Genomic DNA, 17,628 nt, shown 5'->3' on the forward strand with positions numbered 1-17,628 from the left:
TCACTCACAGCTCTAATTGGATATAGAGATGCGAATCGTTGCTTCAGCATGATCTCTTTCGCCCCCCGAGATTTTATGCTGCCACTATTCAGTCCAATTTAATCAGTATTTAAAAATATCGATGGGTTTGTCGATGTCCATCAAAACGGCGCTGTTTCTTGAAAAAGCCTCGGTCAGTTCATAGAATATTTTCATTCTCCATCGTCGACGCAACTTCCCATTTGACCCAGAGACACTTAACTCGACAAGAACGAGTTCTGCCGCGCTTCCATGACGTTTCGACTAAACGAATTCAAAGGGGAGCAACATGGTTTGCGAGGTTTCAGTTACGCGCCGAACGTTTCTGAAAACCATAGGGAGCGGCGCCCTCACGGTCACAGTCAGCACCGTCACTTCGTTACTGGACGGTTGCGTCACTCGCCCATCCGAAGGTCAGTCCTCTCCCCGACTTACCGGCAGCACCAGTCATGAAGCCGCACGTCCCGACCAGACGACGGACTGGGCACCCGAGCCCGGCAAGGCACGCTGGCGTATAGAAGGCGTCAGCAAGGTAACCGGGGCAAAGATCTATGCGAGCGACTTTAAAGCGGGAGACTTCGAGGGCTGGCCAAAACAGGAAAACTGGCTGTACGCGCTTCGATGCGACCGCGTCAATCAGGTCGTCGTGGATTTCAATCTGAACGTGTTGCCACGCGGCCTTCAGCCAATTGCCGTGATCACTAGCGACACACTCGAGCACAACGACATTCCGACCTCTGGAGACTCGAATCCTGACTTCAAAGCCGGCATCGAACTGTTTGCACGCCGTGGCAAGCCAGCCGGATGCTACGGACAACCAATCGCGCTGCTTATTTTCGACAGCTTCGACATCTATCGCCACGCGAGGAAACTGCTCGACTTCAATCCACACGTTATTCAGTACGGAGCGTCTGAACCCGCGCAGACCGATGCCCCAGGGTCTTTCGACGACAACGCCAACCCGTTCAAGCAAGCGAAAATCTACGTTCGCAACGATGAGCGCCAATTCTGGAACACGAAGATGGAGCCTGATCTGTCGGGCAATCCATCCGACGCATTCGCGCAGCAATGTCATCACGAGCGCGACATCATCACCTCACAGGCAGCGAGCAACGCTAAGGCCGGTAACTGGCGCGAATTTGGCACCGCGGACGGAAACATCTTTGAGACGCCCGCGATGGACCCCATGTTCATGGAGCCTGAGTCCGGCCTCGCGTGGTACGACGAGGACTCAAAGACCATGTGGCTGGTGCTTGGAACGCAGTCGGCAATCGATGACGGAACCACGGCGATCAGTCTCTTCGGCAAGAGCACGCTTCAGCCCGATCACGCGCACGTCATTGCCTGCTACCCCGGCGGCGGATTCGGCGGTCGTGACAAATCCTATTTCCCGGCCTATCTGGCATTGGCAGCCCGTTTCGCGAAGTGCCCGTTACGCTGGCAACTCTCCCGGTACGAGCAATTCCAGGTTGGACTCAAACGCTCGGAGACGCGCTTTGAAGAGTCGATCTGGCTCGATCGTCACGGAAAAATTCAAGCACTCGACAGTAAGTTTCTTCTGAACGCCGGTGGCAGAAGAAACCTGACGGGTTCGGTCGGCGACCTAGCGGCCATGAGCGCGATGAACTGCTATGAGATCCCGCGGGCATGCGCGGAAGGCACCACGGTTTATTCTCCGGAAATCTATGGCGGCTCTCAACGCGGCTTCGGTGGTCCCCAGGCCTTCATGGCCATCGAGACGCTATTGGACGAAGCCGCTCACGCTCTGGGGAAGTCCCCTTTCGAGATCCGTCGCGCCAACCTGCTCGGCGCACCCGGCAGCAGAACGATTACAGGCGGGAAAATCCTCTTCGACCTGCAACTCAGCCAGCACCTGAACGAACTGGAATCGCATCCGCTGTGGACCCGAAGAGAGAAAACGCGAGCAGAGCGGGCCAACCAGAAGCTCAGATATGGCGTCGGACTGGCGATGTCGAATCAGGCCTACGGGACCGGTAAGGATGGTGTCTTCGCAATCGTGGAGATCCAGCAGGACGCCGGCCTGTATGTGCGCACGAACTACACCGACATGGGCAACGGTGCAGCGACCACCCTTGCGTTGGCACCCGCCGCCCATCTTGGACAGAACGCCCAGCGAATCTCGATGAGCGAGGTCGACGCGTTTCTGATAGACAGTTTCGATGTCAAACCGCTCGGTCGGTGGTCGACCAATCCCCAGGTGAAAGGACTGTCGGCTCCGTTCGGTTCGTCGAGCGCATGCCTCGGCGCCTTCCATCACTATCAGGCTGTCGACCGTGCGTCCATGACGTTGATGCTTCACAGTGTGCTGCCCGCGGCGCGACTCTTATGGCGTGATCAGAAAATCCAGCTCGAGGACGTTAGATGGGTAGCAGGAAAACTGACGACCTCCGGCCATTCCGCGCTTAGCTGGCCGACACTGCTCGACGAGATCGACAGGATGCAATGGGACACGGTTGCAGCCGTTCACGTCACCTACGCCGGAGACTTCTGGAGAAGCAGCTACTCCCTAAGATCGGGCGAGCGCATGATGGACTGCGACTTCATCGCGACAGGCCAGGAGGTACGCAATCTTAAGGCACTGACGCATGGAAAACTGATTCAGCCGAACGAAATCACCATTGGATACGGGCGAACGAACTACGCACCCGCCGCGGCACTCGTCGCAGTCTCGGTTGCTGCTGATACGGGGCATGTGAAGGTCGAGCGTGTCGTGACCACGTTGAGTGCGGGCCATCTGATCTGTCCGCAAATCGTGGAAGGCCAATCGCAAGGCGCAGTCGCCATGGCGATCGGCAACGTATTGAGCGAGCAGTGCCCTCTTGGTCCCGCGGGTCCTGGCAACGGCAGATGGAATCTGGATCGCTATCAGATCACGCGAATGCCCGACGTTCCCGCACAGCAGTTGATCAACCTGCGACCTGGCGACGGAAAACATCGACACGAAGCCCGAGGCATTGGCGAAGCCGTCATGTGCCCGGTCGCGCCGGCGCTACTCAATGCGCTCGCAATGGCAACGGGTCACCGGTTCAGGCGAACGCCCGTGACGCCGGATGTCATCCGGGAGGCCCTGAAATGAGCGACGGCGATATCAGGATCCATGTCAACGGACAGGCAGTCATGGTCTCTGCCGCGGACACCGACATGAGCCTGGCCGACTACCTGCACGAACGGCTCGACCTGACGGGCACGAAAGTGGGTTGTGGTATCGGCGTGTGTCGCGCGTGCACGGTCGGCACCCGCTACCGGCCCGACGCGCTAATGGAGAAAACGCTGGCATGCACGACGACTGTCAGCGCCCTCGCCAATCAGCATGTGTACACGGTTGAGAGCCTCGCACACGGACACAGGCTTTCGCCGCTCCAGCAGAGCTTTCTCGAGAACTTTGCATTTCAGTGCGGCTATTGCACGCCGGGTTTTCTGATGGCGGCTACCGCCATGCTCGACCATCTCAAGGAATATCGCGCGTCCGTCGATCAGCTCGATACGATCATCGACACGTGGGTGGGCGGGAATCTTTGCCGCTGTACGGGGTACGTCAAATACAGGGAGGCGATCTTCAAGGTCGCGCAGGCGCAAATCAAGGGCGGAGCCTGACCATGCGAGTCGCGCTTGCCGTGCTTGTACTGGGCTCGGTGGGAATGATAGCGTCGCCCCCTATCGCTGCTGACGGGCGCGCGCAAACGCTGCTCGAATATGGAACGCAGTGCGCCAGAGAGATCGGGGAGATTCCGCCATTCGACTGCAATGACGGGACTGACATACCAATCACCGTCGATGGCAAGACTCCCGGTCCTGATGAGTCGCCACGATACTGTGACCGGCCATCGCTTCTCTCACCCGACAAGGATGAACCCTGGCAATGCCTTCAGCACTCGAAGGTTTTGAATCTGTCGCGCGGCGCCACTCAAATTTCGGCATATTGCCGTCAAAACCATGTGCGCCATGACCTCAGGCCCAACTTCGATGCGGTGATGATCGTTTTGCATCACACGGGCAATGGAAAAACGTGCTGGTTTCAATCCAGACCGCCCGTCGACCTCGACTTCGGCATCAACGCTTCACGCGTGCCGCCGCCGAACGAGACGAAGCCGCCGGCGGGGAAACCCGCCGCCGTTGAATTCTGGATGACACCAGGCGAGATCGCCGCAAAGCCGCCGCAAACGTGCGTTTCCTGCCACGATGCCGGGCCGTTTATTCAGAGTCCTTACATTGCTCAGGTGTGGGACAAAGTGCCGACCGATCCTTGGGGAAAGTACTCAAGTATCGGCCCAGCGTTCGAATCTCATCATCTCAAGGTGATCACTACGCCGGGGAACACGTGTGTCGGTTGCCATCGGATGGGCAGCGAGCAAACCTGCAACTTCTATCTCGGCTTCTCCGCAGGAAGGGCCGCCCTCTCTTTCCCGCACGTCCGTCCTCAGGGCAACGACGGGTTTGCCAATACCTATCCGATGAGCCACTGGATGCCGGTGAACAACAATATGAGTGAGGAAGAATGGAACGCGGCCAATCTCAAATCCGTCGAGGCGCTGTTGTCGTGCTGCAGGAACCCTGACGGACCCGACTGTAACGTTTCGCCGATCGCGACCGGCGACAAGGCCAGGAGGAATCCGCGCAGTCCCTTGGCCCGATGACTGGCGGCAGCCACCCGGAAAGGGTCTATGCCGTGCCTTCAATGCCGCCGGGTTTCGGCATCGGGACGATCCAGAACGCGAGGGACGATGTTTAAGCAGCCTTTGATTATAAGCACGCGTACGCGAAAACTCGGTAACCGCGCTTAAAGTGATCACGTGGCTCTTCGTTTTACCGTTAAGCATTGGACTTCGCGAACGCGCCGCCACCCATCGACTCTTCGCATTCGCCCCGATTGATCGGCTAAAAGTACGGCTTGTCGGACATGAACAGTTCTCTTCCCACCTCTGTCCACATCGCCCCCTGGCTCGCAAGTGGAGACGATGCGGAAAGACCGGGCGGATTCCTGCCCGACATCGCACTTTCACGTGACCTCAACCGGATGAACAGGAGGCACTTATGTTGGCAACGAAAGTTGGGCTCGTCGACACGACGGGTACAGTCGACACGCAAACGATGGCCGCGGTGGCCGCGGCACTCAATGTGCAGGTGACACGGGATCTGCCGAAATACTGGCCGGTCAGTGCCTCGGTCTCGTATCTGGCAGATCCGAAGAAGATCCCCCAGGGCGTATGGCCCGTACAACTCGTCAAAAGCCTTCCTCCGGACGAAGGGGGCTTTCATATGACTCGCCACAACCAGCCCTATGCGAAGGTCATCGTCACGCCGGGCAGCGAAGAATGGGCGGTCGACGCAAGTCACGAAACCATCGAAATGCTGATCGACCCGAACGGCAACCGGCTACAGACCTCGAACTCGATAGAGATCGTCAACGGCAAGATCCAGGATGGCACGGGTCGTTTCGAATATCTGGTTGAGGCTTGTGATCCGTGTGAAGCCGACCCGTACACCTACACGATTGACGGCATAGCGGTGTCCGATTTCATTACGCCGCACTTCTACGATCCCAATGTCACCCCGGACGCCCGCTACAGCTTTAACGGAGCAGTCAAGCATCCAAGACAGATTCTGCCGGGTGGCTACATCAGCTGGGTCGATCCGGTAACCAACGAGATGCAGCAGATTCTCTGGGTCGATCCGAATCAACCACCGGTCCTGCGCAATCTCGGCGCGGCCACAGGCGCAAGCTTGCGTCTATTCATCGAAACCCAGACCTACCACAAGAGCCGCGAGAAACGTGAGGCGCTGAAGCCGCAGGTCAAAGCAGAAAGAGCGGTCTATCGGGAAGCCCTCGCCGCTGCTGCAATGGCGCGTGCCGACCACTATAAGTAAAGTAACCCCTGCATCTCCCCTGCATCGCTCCCGGAGAACGCGAAATGCGGGGGAACATAGAACTTTCGACTCCGGTGATGGGGTCGAAGGCACACTATGCGCTCACGGCAACGAATGCTGTGCAATACACGGTCGGCCGAAACATCATGGTGCCTTTATCGTCTGTTCGCCGACGTACATAACCTGGGAATTCAAACTATCGGCCTACCTTGAACTGGCGAAATGGACGCACTAGATTTTCTTCATTCCTGGCCGCGCGCGATCCGTCCGCTGCAAATTCCAGCGGGCCCAGATAGCATTGGCAGAAGCTCAAAAAATGCCGGGTACCCGTTGCGGCTCCCCGAATAACTGCCCAAAAAATATAAGAAATCGCGTTCGACCGAGGTCTGAGTCATTCAGGGCGATGCCCCAAACAGGCGTACTCAACTTTGCGAGGTCATCATGGCATCTTCATCGGCATATCTCCCGATAATGGGCAGCGAGCATCCTCATCCTGCGGCTCACACGAAGCTGAAGCCAACGGATAGCAAGCAGGAGCTGACAGTAACCCTACTGCTGCGCAGAAGACGAACGGCGCCGGACGCCGCCAATGCAAACGCGCTGGCACAACGCGATGCTTTTGCGATTCACCATGGTGCCGATCCTGACGAGCTCGAAGCGGTCAAAGCATTTGCTACCGATGCGGGACTCAGTGTCGTGGAAGCGGACGCCGCGCGGCGGTCTGTCATCGTGCACGGAACAGTCGCGGCAGTGAATAAAGCCTTTAACGTTCAACTCAACGATTACCAGTACCAGCGAGGCGAATATCGCAGTCACGATGGTGCGGTGAGCGTGCCGACGTCCATTGCGAACTACGTGGAAGCCGTCGTGGGTCTGACCGACCGAAAGGTCCATGCAACGCATTTCTCCACTGCGTCGGCGGCACGGAAGCGGGCAAGCATGGATCCACCCAACACCAAACCTCTGACGCCGGCTCAGATCGCGACTCTTTACAACTTCCCGGCGGGCGATGGAGCGGGACAGACCATCGGTCTATACGAAATGGAAACCTCAGATGGCCCGGCAGGTTATGCACCTTCGGACATCGCAGCGACCATGGCGGCCCTGGGCAATCTTCCCGTTCCTCGCATTGTCGACGTCGCGGTCGACGGTACGCAAAACTCCGGGCAGTCCGACGGTGAAACCGGCCTCGATATAACCGTGGCAGGTGCGATTGCTCCTGGAGCCACGATCGCGGTCTATTTCGCCGGGGCTCAACCCCAGAACATGATTCACGCGTTGCAGATGATGATTCATCCGAACGCCGGGGAGCCGACGCCCTCTATCGTCTCCATCAGCTATGGATGGGGTCCGGACGACCTCGGTGAGCCTGGCTTTTCAGACAGCGAGTGGACGCAGATCTCGATGCTGTTCGAGGACGCCAACACCAACAAGATCAGCGTGCTGGTTTCATCGGGCGACTCAGGAGCCCAGGTCGCGAGCAGAACGCAGGCGCAAACCAGCTATCCTGCAAGCGACCCGTGGGTGACGGCTTGCGGCGGCACGACTATCGGCAATGTGAACGGCGGGACCTTCGAAGAGTGGGTCTGGAACGACGTCGGTGCGGCGGGACCGGGCGCGACTGGTGGCGGCGTGAGTGCGCGATTTGCCGTGCCGTCGTTTCAGTCCGAAGTTACGCTTCCCAAACGAGTTGGGACGGGTCAGGCCGGACGGGGCGTGCCGGATATCGCAGGGAACGCAAGCGAAAACAGCGGCTACCTGCAGGTGATCAACGGCCAGCCTGCGCAACCGGTCGGCGGCACGAGCGCGGTCGCGCCGCTGTATGCCGGCCTTATGGCACGGATCAATCAGAACAACGGCTTTCCGGCAGGCTATCTCAACACACTCCTCTACAGTGTTCAGGCATCGACGTTTCATGTTGTCAGCGGCGCGCCGGGCCCCGTGAACAACAGCTTTGGCAATGTGAAAGGCTACCCGGTGAGTCCGGTCTGGGATGCGTGCACGGGGCTGGGTAGTGTCGATGGCCAGGCGTTGCAGGCCGCGCTCGCTGCGCGAGGCGCTGGTCAATAGACGGGAGAGCCGCATGACGTGACGCCGAGGACGGTGTCACGTCATGATGTCCGGCATAGGGCAATCGTCCGATTGCCCCATTGCGGATGTCAGTACGGGGTGCGGCTCGAACGCTTGCGATATATCGCGGCTCCCGATACCGCTTTCTGCGTGGGCTTGAGCGAGGCTTTGAGCGCTTCGACATGCGCCTGCGCATTTCCATAGAACGACGTGAGATCGCCCTTCATAGCCGTTCGCGACGCATTGTCGAGATAAACCATGTGACCCGAAGGATAGTTATTGAAGGTCAGATTGCTTTCGAGCTGCGCGCTATCGAGCGGCATGTTCTGAAAATTGATCAGGGTCTGGAAGAATGGCGTCACGGCGTCGAAGTATCCATTGGCAGAAAACACCCTTAAGTAGGGATTGACGGCCATCGCAGCAGCCAGGTCTCCGGCGGTATAGAGACCGTTACCTCCCCTTTCCGCTCCCGTTGGATCGACATGGCTGAAATCCCAGTTTTCGAAAGCCAGATCATTCAGGTCCATGAACGGCGAAACGGATGTGTATTTCAATTCGTCGTTGAGATACACGTTCCACATCGCGGTGTAGACGCCACTCACGGCCGCCATGGTCGGATCATTGCCGCCGGAGTTAGGTGCGATGAACTCCGCAATGCCCGTGTCTTCGCCGGTCACGCGGCCGTCATAAGCGCCGACGGCCAGCCCTTCGTCCAGCATCAGGCTCGTCAGGAACGCCGAGCCATTTCCCATCGACGGATTGAGCTGCCAGTACTTCAGGACCATTGGCGGAATGCCGAGCATGTCGCTCATCGTCTGAAGGGATTCCGGTGCGACATTGGGAAAGGCGTTCACCGCATCCACATAGGGCCCCGCCGCGAATGCCTCCACTTGCTCCATGAAGCTGGGCAGATCCGCCGGAGCGGGAGTCGTGGTTACTTTTTTGTGGAACCATGCATCGGCCGCATAGGTCGGCAGCGTGCCAATCGGGTTGCTTGCCTGCGAATAATCGAGAATCGAAGACTGCAGCACGATCCCGTTCAGATCGACGCCGTCCTCGTGCAGCATCCACGTGAGCACACAGGTACGTGGCGTCCCGTATGATTCGCCAAACAGGTACTTCGGAGAGTTCCAGCGGTTGAACACGGTCAGATAACGTTTGACGAACTGCTTGATGCAGCCTGCATCCTGATCGACGCCCCAGAAATCCTTGTTGGTATGTGGCTCGATCGCGGTCGAGTAGCCCGTGCCGACTGGATCGATGAACACGAGGTCCGTCAGATCGAGCAGACTCTCCGGATTGTCTTCGAGCGTGTACGGCGCCGGTGGCGTGAACTCCGGCATACTCGTTTTGATCCGCCTCGGTCCGAAAGAACCTAACAGCAGAAAAACCGACGACGAGCCTGGTCCGCCGTTATAGAAAAATGTCACAGGTCGCGTGGATGGCGTCGTATCGTCGGCGGTAAACGACACGTAGAACAGTTTCGCGCCCGAGCGTGCGCTGTAGGCATCGGTCGTCACAAGGTGACCGGCTCGCGCCGTGTACGCGATCGCCTTTCCGTTGATATTCAGCGTGTGGTGCGTGACCGCGGCATTTTCAGTGGCATCGCTGATCGAATCGTCCGGACCGTATCCGTAAGGGGTAGCGTCCGCGAGGGGTTCATCGGGAGAGACATCCTTCTTTCCATTTGTGCTCATTGCAGGGCTCCATATTCACTGCCGAGGTGTGCTCGCTTTGGGCCAGCAGCGCAAAGCGAGCGCACGAACTGATACCGGGTTGTCGACACCGTCGCGTCGGAACCCCGTTCGTGCTTCATCCGTGACACGACGTAAGTTGAGCGATGCGAAGGGTTCTCACCCCGATCGCGGCGATTCGTGAATCGCCGATTGCGAAGTTGCCGGTCCGGTAAACGTGAAACGATCCGGATTCAATTTTTTTAATCTTTTCTACGGGAATCTCACGAAGTATAGGAAAGCGCGAGCGGAAAAAGAGGATCTCAAGCGAGCGTGACAAGCCGCATCTTCCATACAGACGTAGCGCGCGCTTTTTGTCGTGATGCTGGCAGCGGGTGATGCGCTTAAGGGCCACCGGGTCCGGGGCCCTGTTGCCTGGCAGGTCGACCGGACAGGCACAAGCATGGTCACGGAAGCCGTGCTTGCCCCGCGTCCGGGTGCACGACGTCCGCTGTGCAATCAGTTCTGCAGCGGCGAAACTTTTTCGCCGTACGCGACCGCCTGGGGAACCCATTTCCCGTCGATCACCTTGTAGAACGTCGCGGCCGGGTCTTTCATGTCGCCGTTAGGCATGAACGCGATATCGCCAGAGATGCCTACGAAGGCGACCGATTTGATGAACGCGCCATACACTTTGGGGTCGGTCGAATTCGCCTTTTTCATCGCATTGATGAGTACCCACGTCGCGTCATAAGCCGCCGGTGCATAGGCCACTACACCTTCGCCGTACTTCGCCTTCATCTTGTTGTCGAATTCCTTGCCCTGTTTCATCTTCGACAACGGCACGCCGTAGTCCCACGACATGGCACCGTTCGCGCTGTCGCCTGCGACCTTCAGGAAGGTGTCGTTCTCGAAGCTGCCCCCGCCCAGCAACGTCGCGTGCATGCCGAGTTGGCGCATCTGTTTGGCGAGCATGCCCGCCTGCTGATCGAGACCGCCCCAGAACACCACGTCGGGATTGAACGATTTCATGCGGGTCAGCTGCGCCTTGAAATCGACGGCCTTGTCCGTCGAGAATTCCCGGTCCACGATCTTGCCGCCTGCCTGGGTCACGCCTTTGACGAACTCGTCGGACATGCCTTGTCCGAATGCCGTACGGTCGTCGATCACGGCAATGCTCTTACCCTTGAGCGCCTGCACAGCGGAATGGCCCGCCAGTTGCCCCATCTGCGCATCCGAATTCACGACGCGAAAGACATTGCCGAAACCCTGCGAGGTCAACGTAGGGTTGGTCGCCGTCGGCGAGACCATCGGAATGCCCGCCGTGTTGTAGATGCGCGAAGCCGGGATCGTGGTGCCCGAATTGAAGTGGCCGACCACGCCCGCCACGTTCCCGTCGACCATCTTCTGCGCCACCTGCGAGCCCACGCGCGGATCGGCCTGATCGTCTTCCGCGTCCAGCACGAAATGCACGGGCTGGCCGCCGATGACGAGCTTCTGTGCATTAGCGTCGTCGAGCGCCAATTCCGCACCGCGTTTCAGATCGACGCCGTAATGCGCCGATCCGCCGGTCAATGGCGCAGCGAAGCCTATCACTACGTCGCCTGCACAGGCGGCGCCGCTGAACAAAGTGGCGCCCGCGGCCACCATAACGGCGAGCGCGACGTGCTTGTATGCAAACGGAACTTTCATGGGACACCTCAACGTGTGTTGATCAGGGAAAAACATTCAATCGAACCGCGTTTGTCAGAGCGATCCGCGCACTAACGCCCGACGGGTTTGGAGATGCGCTGGCCTGCTCCAGGAACGACAAACCAGCGACAACCGGCACCATCTTTTTGGCGGTTTAGATATCAAAGTATTAGGTGAGACGTCATATGTCAATGAATCAAAATACCTCAGGTCACCAGGGTTTTCATCATCACGCCAGAGCGGACTCCTGCGCCCGGATCAGCGTCCTCGTGGCCATTTCTTCGTCAGCGTGAGGTGGGCGAGCAGCAACCGCCTCTATCGAGCAGTGGCCTGAATGGGCGCAGGCTCAGAGACTCTCGTGAAAAAACATCCTGAATGCCCGCGCTCGAGCATGCCGTGCAATCGACGGCATCTGCGCAGCGCCGACTCGTAGCTGTAGCCGTCGCGAAAGAGCGCCGCCTGCAAACCTTTCGAGGTCGTCCCCAATTGCGATGCGACCGGCCGCAGTTGCCACTCGTACCAGGGATGGGTGAACATCGTCTGCGCGAGCGCGAGTCCGAGCCCCTCTGAACCGCGCTTGCATGCCGAGCGCAACGCCGACCAATCCGGCTCGCACGCCGAACCCGGATGACCGAAGTCGACCGCGATCAACAGTTGTCCGGCAGCCGAGCCATAAGCATCCGGAAGAATGAGACTGTCGAACATTTCCTCCGTCGGTACGAAAAACGAGCCCCTTTGTCCGAACAACCTTTCAGTGTCGGACTTTTGCACGCGAAGAAAGCCTCTTTCAGCACGCCAGGTGAGAGGAAACGGTATCCGCAACCTCAACAAGGACGCACCGCGCGGAGAGACGAATTTATACGTCAGCATGGGGATGATTGCGGCTTCGCAAGCGCCTGTATTGCTCTGTCTGGAGAAGGCAATGCCGATAGCCTTGAAAGACGACGCATTGCCTCTGCCTAAGGGGCATTGCCAGATAGTCAGGCGCGATAACCGCCGCCATCCCGATCGAGGAGTCGAAGCAACGCGGTCCACTCGCGGTCCAGGTGAACCGTGTCGAGATACGCGTAGTCGTCGTGTTGCTTGGCCGCGTGCTCGCAGACCTCCGGCGAAGGGATCGTGACCTTCTGACCGGCCGAAAGGGTCGCCACCTGAATCTCGCAGGCCTTGTTCAGGTAGTACATCCGCGTGAATGCTTCCGCGACCGAGCGGCCGGTGGTCAGCAAACCGTGGTTGCGCAGAATCAGATATTCCTTTTTGCCGATCGACTTCACGATCCGTTCGCGCTCGTCCAGTTCGAGCGAGATACCTTCGTACTCGTGGTATGCAACGCGGTTGTAGAACTGCATGCTGATTTGATTCAGCGGCAGAAGCCCGCACTCCATGGCGGCTACCGCCATGCCGTAAGTCGTATGCAAATGAACCACGCACTCGACGTCGTGCCGAGCCTGATGCAGCGCACTGTGAATCGTGAAACCCGCCGCATTGACTTCGAAGCGGTCGTCGCCGATCGGGTTTCCGTTCACGTCGATCTTTACCAGCGACGACGCGGTGATTTCATCGAAGAACCACCCATGCGGATTGATCAGGAACTGGTCATGCGTACCTGGTACCCGGGCAGAAATATGTGTGTAAATCAGATCGGTCAGCTCAAACTTGGCTGCAAGACGATATGCGGCAGCGAGTTGAACTCGCGTATCCCATTCCTCTTGCGAGATGTTGCGGGGCTTACGGTTGATGTGCGGGTCGGTCGTGGAAATCATGTTCTGAATTCTCCGTGTTGATCAGGCTCAACGAGTCATGAGTGGGTTTGCGTACGAAAGAGGCGCGAGTCGACGCGTTTAGCCTCGGCTTCACGACTCGCTTACAAAGCGGAAACGAGAGCGGGTACGACCTCGAACAGATCGCCGACGAGACCGTAGTCAGCCACGCCAAAGATCGGCGCTTCGGGATCTTTGTTGATCGCGACGATGACCTTGCTGTCCTTCATGCCGGCAAGATGCTGAATCGCGCCGGAGATGCCCACCGCGACATACAGTTGAGGGGCAACGATCTTTCCCGTTTGACCCACCTGATAGTCGTTAGGCACGAATCCGGCATCGACCGCTGCGCGCGATGCACCGAGTGCCGCACCAAGCTTGTCGGCGAGCGGTTCGAGCACATGCGTGTAGTTCTCGCCGTTGCCGAGGCCGCGACCACCCGACACGATGATCTTTGCGCTCGTCAGTTCCGGACGATCGAGCTTCGTCACTTCACGGCTCACGAACTGCGAGATGCCTGCATCGGCCGAGGCATCGATCTTTTCGACTGAAGCAGCGCCGCCTTCGGCCGCGACCGGATCGAAGCCCGTCGCGCGCACCGTGACGACCTTGATCGGATCGGTCGATTGCACCGTGGCAATCGCGTTGCCAGCGTAGATCGGACGCTCGAAAGTATCTGGACCATCGACCGCGGTGATGTCGCTGATCTGGGCAACGTCCAGATGCGCCGCGATGCGCGGAGCGATGTTCTTACCGTACGCCGTCGCCGGCGCGAAGATGTGCGAATAGTCGTTCGCAATGTTCAACACCGTGCCCTCGACGTTTTCAGCGAGGCCGTCGGCGAGTTGCGTCGCATCGGCCAGCAGCACTTTCGCCACACCTGCGATCTTCGCCGCCGCGTTCGCCGCGCCGTGGGCGTTCGAACCCGCGACCAGCACGTGGATCTCGGCGCCGACGAATTTGCCAACCTCAGCCGCCGCCGCGACCGTATTCAACGTCGCCGCTTTGATCGACGTGTTGTCATGTTCTGCAATTACCAGAATGGTCATTTCCGGGGCTCCCTCACACTACCTTGGCTTCGTTCTTGAGTTTTTCCACCAGCGTCTTCACGTCCGGCACCATCGTGCCGGCGCTGCGCCCGGGTGGCTCGGTGACTTTCAGCGTCTGGAGACGCGGCTTGACATCGACACCCAGATCGGAGGGTTTGACCGCTTCCAGTGGCTTCTTCTTCGCCTTCATGATGTTGGGCAGCGTGACGTAGCGCGGTTCGTTCAGGCGAAGGTCGGTGGTGACGACCGCGGGCAACTTCAAGGACAGCGTTTCGGATCCGCCGTCGACTTCCCGCGAGACAGTTGCCTTGCCGCCTGCAACCGTTACTTTCGATGCGCACGTCGCCTGCGGCAGGCCAGTCAGTGCGGCAAGCATCTGGCCGGTCTGGTTCGAGTCGTCATCGATGGCCTGCTTGCCGAGAATGACGAGTCCGGGTTTCTCCTGAGCGACCAGCGCCGTCAAAATCTTCGCAACAGCGAGCGGCTGGATCTCCTCAGTCGATTCGACGAGAATCGCCCGGTCCGCGCCAATTGCCAGCGCCGTGCGCAAGGTTTCCTGGCACTGGGTTACGCCGCAAGACACCGCGATCACTTCGGTTGCAACGCCTGCTTCCTTCAGACGCACCGCTTCTTCAATCGCGATCTCGTCGAACGGATTCATCGACATCTTCACATTGGCGATATCCACTCCTGTGCCGTCCGACTTCACCCGGACCTTCACGTTATAGTCGACCACCCGCTTTACTGGCACCAGTATCTTCATTGCCGTCCTCTGCATTTCCTGATTTGTCATTCGCCCAGGTAGGCCGCTCTAACTTTCGGGTCGTCGAGCATCTGCTTCGCATCGCCAGACATCGTGACCACACCTGAATCCATCACGTAGCCTCGATTGGCGGCCTGAAGCGCCAGCCGAGCGTTCTGCTCCACCAGCATCACAGTGATGCCCTCCGAGGAGATTTCACGCACCACTTCGAAGATCTTCTCGACCATGATCGGCGACAGGCCCATCGATGGTTCATCCAGCAGCAGAAGCTTTGGCTTACTGATGATTGCGCGCGCCATCGCGAGCATTTGCTGCTCCCCTCCGGACAGCGTTCCGGCGAGTTGCGTCGCACGTTCCTTCAGGCGCGGAAAGAAGCCGAACATTCGATCGACGTCAGCCTTGATGTCTTCGGTGTCGCTGCGCAGGTAGGCGCCCATCTGCATGTTCTCGACAATTGTCATGCGCGCAAAAATGCCCCTGCCTTCGGGCACCATCGCGAGTCCCCGTTTCAATAGCTCGTGTGTCGAGACCCCTTTGATCGACTGGCCCATGTACTCGATGTCGCCTGCGGCGTACGGCTTGAGGCCCGTGACGGCCTTCATCGTCGTGGTCTTGCCGGCGCCGTTGGCGCCGATGAGCGTCACCAGTTCGCCCTGGTCGATCTGCAGATCGACGCCCTTCACTGCCTGGATGCCACCGTAATTGACCTGGAGACCCTTGATTTTCAGCATGCAAGTTGCCATCAATGCACTCCCGCGCCAAGATACGCTTCAATGACCTTCGGGTCCTTCTGGACGTCTTGCGGAAGCCCCTCGGCTATGACCTTGCCGTAGTCCAGCACGGTCATGCGGTTGCACAAGCCCATGACGAGCTTCACGTCGTGTTCGATCAACAGGATGGTCTTTCCATCGGCTCGGATCTTGTCGAGAAGCCTGGTCAATTCGACTTTCTCGGTGGCGTTCATGCCGGCCGCGGGCTCGTCGAGAGCCAGCACCTTCGGGTCTGTCGCGAGTGCCCGCGCAATCTCCAGGCGCCGCTGATGACCGTACGACAGATTCCGCGACGTGTAGTCCGCGTACTGGAGAACGCCGACGTAGTCGAGCAGTTCGAGCGCCCTGTCCCTGATCTGCGCCTCTTCGCGTCGCTCGGCCCGAGTCTGGAACACTGCGCCGAGCAGGCCGTGCTTCGTTCGAACATGCCGACCGACCATCACGTTCTCGAGCGCGGTCATGCCACCGAAGAGCCGAATGTTCTGAAACGTTCGCGCAATTCCCGCTTGAGCCACCTGATAGACCGCCGCTGGCTTGTAGTCCTGCCCGTCGAGCCTGAAGACTCCGGAATCTGGCGTATAGAGACCCGTGATCACGTTAAAGAAGGTTGTTTTCCCGGCTCCGTTCGGGCCGATCAGACCGTAGATCGTGCCCACCTCGATTTCCAGACCAACATCCGACAGGGCCTGCAGTCCACCGAAGCGCTTGTTCGCTCCCTTGACCGACAGTCGAATCATCTTTTCACTCATGTTCAATGCTCCCGTCGATCAGGATTGAGCCAGCTTCTTCGCGTGGCGCCTGGCCACCTTCGCGAGCTTGTCTTCATGCTTCGGAGCTGGCCACAAGCCTTCCTGGCGATAGAGCATGATCAGGACCATCGCGAGCGCATAAAAGAGCTGCCGTATGACCTCGGTATCGACGATTTCGTGTCCAAACACCGCATGCTGAAGCGGCCCCATCGTCGTGCGCAGGAATTCGGGCAGGACGGCCAGCAAGACGGCGCCGAGGATGACTCCCGGAATGTGTCCCATGCCACCGAGCACCACGCAGGCGAGCACGACGATCGACTCCTGCAGCGTGAACGATTCCGGCGATACGAATCCCTGGAATGCGCCGAACATCGCGCCCGACAATCCACCGAACGACGCCCCCATCGCGAACGCCAGAAGCTTGACGTTTCGCGTGTTGATGCCCATCGCTTTCGCCGCAATTTCGTCTTCCCGGATCGCCGCCCAGGCGCGGCCGATTCGACAATGCTGCAGCCGCGTACACACCCAGATCACGAGCAACGCGCACAGCACGAATGCGTAGTAGTACAGATACACCGAAGAGAATTGCAGGCCGAACAGGCTGTGCGTCTGTGCGAGGCTGAAGTCGCCGATGTGTATGGGGTCGATGCCGTTGATCCCCTTCGGCCCATTCGTGATGTTGAGCGGACGATCGAGGTTGTTCATGAAAATCCGGACGATTTCACCGAAACCCAAGGTGACGATCGCCAGGTAGTCGCCACGAAGACGCAGCGTCGGCGCACCGAGCAGGATGCCGAACAACGCGGCAAACGCCATCGCAAGCGGCACGATGATCGGAAACGGAATGTGAAGCCCGCCCGGTGCAAGATGTGCGATCCATTCGAACTGACTGGTCAGCTGGGCAGACGAAAGAAGTGCCGCCGTGTAGGCACCCACCGCATAGAAGGCGATGTAACCGAGGTCCAGCAGACCGGCGAATCCCACCACCACGTTCAGACCGAGTGCGAGCATGATGTACAGCATCGCGAAGTCGAGAACGCGGACCCAATAGTTGCCGCCAACTGCGCCGATGATCATGGGCGCCGTCGCAACCAGAACCGTCGTGGCGACGACGAGTGCCATCCGGTGGGCGACACCCCGTTCCGGCACCAGCGTCGTGGACGGCTCGATACGTTGGATCGATGTCATGTCTTTGGTC

The 17,628-nt window shown here is 58.8% G+C and carries 14 protein-coding genes; 5 read left to right on the plus strand and 9 right to left on the minus strand.

From position 1 onward, the window contains the following. The first annotated feature begins 307 nt into the window (after window positions 1–307). The 5 genes from L0U84_RS41160 (at window position 308) to L0U84_RS41180 (ending at window position 7,974) form a co-directional block, all read left to right on the plus strand. Window positions 308–3,115 (plus strand): xanthine dehydrogenase family protein molybdopterin-binding subunit, encoded by a 2,808-nt coding sequence (locus L0U84_RS41160; RefSeq protein ID WP_233859525.1) that lies wholly within the window; start codon window positions 308–310, stop codon window positions 3,113–3,115. Continuing rightward, complete coding sequence (locus L0U84_RS41165; RefSeq protein WP_233859527.1) at window positions 3,112–3,633, plus strand: (2Fe-2S)-binding protein; 522 nt, start codon at window positions 3,112–3,114, stop codon at window positions 3,631–3,633. The genes L0U84_RS41160 and L0U84_RS41165 overlap by 4 nt, the downstream gene beginning before the upstream one ends. A 2-nt stretch (window positions 3,634–3,635) precedes the next feature. Beyond that, window positions 3,636–4,673: a hypothetical protein gene (locus L0U84_RS41170; protein WP_233859529.1), complete on the plus strand. Its 1,038-nt coding sequence runs from the start codon at window positions 3,636–3,638 to the stop codon at window positions 4,671–4,673. Between the two features lie 397 nt (window positions 4,674–5,070). After that, window positions 5,071–5,904, plus strand: coding sequence for a hypothetical protein (locus tag L0U84_RS41175; RefSeq protein WP_233859531.1), 834 nt, complete (start codon window positions 5,071–5,073; stop codon window positions 5,902–5,904). Window positions 5,905–6,345: 441 nt separating this feature from the next. Beyond that, on the plus strand, window positions 6,346–7,974 hold the full coding sequence (locus L0U84_RS41180; protein WP_233859532.1) for a S53 family peptidase: 1,629 nt from the start codon (window positions 6,346–6,348) through the stop codon (window positions 7,972–7,974). An 89-nt stretch (window positions 7,975–8,063) separates the two neighbouring features. On the opposite strand, the gene L0U84_RS41185 is transcribed toward L0U84_RS41180, so the two are convergent. The 9 genes from L0U84_RS41185 to L0U84_RS41225 form a co-directional block, all read right to left on the minus strand. Further along, window positions 8,064–9,671, minus strand: coding sequence for a S10 family peptidase (locus tag L0U84_RS41185; protein ID WP_233859534.1), 1,608 nt, complete (start codon window positions 9,669–9,671; stop codon window positions 8,064–8,066). A 495-nt stretch (window positions 9,672–10,166) separates the two neighbouring features. Beyond that, window positions 10,167–11,339, minus strand: coding sequence for a branched-chain amino acid ABC transporter substrate-binding protein (locus L0U84_RS41190; RefSeq protein WP_233859536.1), 1,173 nt, complete (start codon window positions 11,337–11,339; stop codon window positions 10,167–10,169). A gap of 315 nt (window positions 11,340–11,654) precedes the next feature. Further along, on the minus strand, window positions 11,655–12,044 hold the full coding sequence (locus L0U84_RS41195) for a hypothetical protein (protein WP_233859538.1): 390 nt from the start codon (window positions 12,042–12,044) through the stop codon (window positions 11,655–11,657). A gap of 275 nt (window positions 12,045–12,319) precedes the next feature. Further along, the gene (locus L0U84_RS41200; RefSeq protein WP_233859540.1) at window positions 12,320–13,102 is read right to left on the minus strand and encodes a class II aldolase/adducin family protein; all 783 of its coding nucleotides are present in this window, start codon (window positions 13,100–13,102) and stop codon (window positions 12,320–12,322) included. A 101-nt stretch (window positions 13,103–13,203) separates the two neighbouring features. Next, window positions 13,204–14,148: an electron transfer flavoprotein subunit alpha/FixB family protein gene (locus L0U84_RS41205; RefSeq protein WP_233859542.1), complete on the minus strand. Its 945-nt coding sequence runs from the start codon at window positions 14,146–14,148 to the stop codon at window positions 13,204–13,206. Between the two features lie 13 nt (window positions 14,149–14,161). Continuing rightward, window positions 14,162–14,911, minus strand: a complete 750-nt coding sequence (locus L0U84_RS41210) for an electron transfer flavoprotein subunit beta/FixA family protein (protein WP_233859544.1) — start codon at window positions 14,909–14,911, stop codon at window positions 14,162–14,164. A 26-nt stretch (window positions 14,912–14,937) separates the two neighbouring features. After that, entirely contained in the window at window positions 14,938–15,654 is a 717-nt protein-coding gene (locus tag L0U84_RS41215) for an ABC transporter ATP-binding protein (RefSeq protein WP_233859545.1), read from the minus strand. After that, window positions 15,654–16,430, minus strand: coding sequence for an ABC transporter ATP-binding protein (locus L0U84_RS41220; RefSeq protein ID WP_233859546.1), 777 nt, complete (start codon window positions 16,428–16,430; stop codon window positions 15,654–15,656). Before L0U84_RS41220 ends, L0U84_RS41215 begins: the two co-directional genes overlap by 1 nt. 18 nt (window positions 16,431–16,448) lie before the next feature. Beyond that, window positions 16,449–17,618: an ABC transporter permease subunit gene (locus L0U84_RS41225; protein WP_233859547.1), complete on the minus strand. Its 1,170-nt coding sequence runs from the start codon at window positions 17,616–17,618 to the stop codon at window positions 16,449–16,451. Window positions 17,619–17,628: the final 10 nt, after the last annotated feature.

Origin of the sequence: Paraburkholderia sp. HD33-4, assembly GCF_021390635.1 — a bacterium.
Taxonomy (GTDB): Bacteria; Pseudomonadota; Gammaproteobacteria; order Burkholderiales; family Burkholderiaceae; genus Paraburkholderia.